General features: G+C 78.4%; 1 pseudogene. It reads right to left on the bottom strand.

From position 1 onward, the window contains the following. Positions 1–924, bottom strand: a pseudogene (locus tag BH719_RS09900) (primosomal protein N' family DNA-binding protein); the annotation flags it as partial.

Below are 924 nucleotides of genomic sequence, written 5' to 3'. Positions count from 1 at the left end.
CGGGGCGCGCGGGCAGGCGGCGTGTGACGCGGTGCGCGGCGGAGGACTCGAGCACCGAGGCCTCGGGGAGCGCGCGCGCCACCTCCTCGGCCGTCCGGTCGGCCCCGACGCGCAGGGCCCGCAGCCTGGTCCCGGAGCAGTGCGGGCACCTCCAGCTGCTGGGGGCGCGCCCGCACCACCCGCAGCGCATCGACCCCTCCGCTCCCAGGCCCAGCGGGCCGTGGCACGACGGGCACCGGGCCACGGTGCGGCACCTCTGGCACGACACGACCGGCACGTACCCGGCCGAGGCGACCTGTATGAGCACCGCGCCGCCCTGGCAGGCCCGGCGCACCAGGCGCAGCGCCTGGGAGGGGAACCGGACGACGCGGCCCTCCCCCGTCCTGTCGGCCTCGCGGCTGCCGTAGAGGCGGACCCTGGGTGTGGCCGCGCGGACGGCGTCGCGCACGGCCTCGACGCCCACCGCCCAGCCGCTGCGCACCAGGGCGTGCGCCTTCACCGAGCGGGAGAAGGAGCCGACCACCAGGGCGCAGCCGTCGACGACGCAGCGCTGCACGGCCACGTCGAGGGCGTCACAGCGGGGCGCCCGCTGCTCGCGCAACCGGTCGTCCCCGTCCCCCCACACGACGACGAGGCCGAGGTCGCGCACGGGGGCCCACACCGCCGACCGTGTTCCCACTACGATGCGGTCCAAGCCGTTGAGGCAGCGCAGGTGCGCGGCGTAGCGCTCCTCGGGCCCCACGGAGGCGCCCATGAGGGCGGCGCGCTCGCCCGTGGCCGCCTCGATGGCCCCGGCGAGCCACTCGGCCTCCTCGGCCGTGGGCGCCACGACCAGCGCGGAGCGCCCGCCCCTCCTCGTGGCGCGCACGAGGTCCGCGATCTGGGCCGCGTGCCGCCCGGGGAGCGCGGTCCACACCGCTTTGG

It is taken from the genome of Pauljensenia hongkongensis, from assembly GCF_001746855.1.
In the GTDB taxonomy this organism is placed as follows: Bacteria; Actinomycetota; Actinomycetes; order Actinomycetales; family Actinomycetaceae; genus Pauljensenia; species Pauljensenia hongkongensis.
Note: the sequence above shows the minus strand (reverse complement) of the source record. Positions and strands in the feature narration are given on the sequence as shown.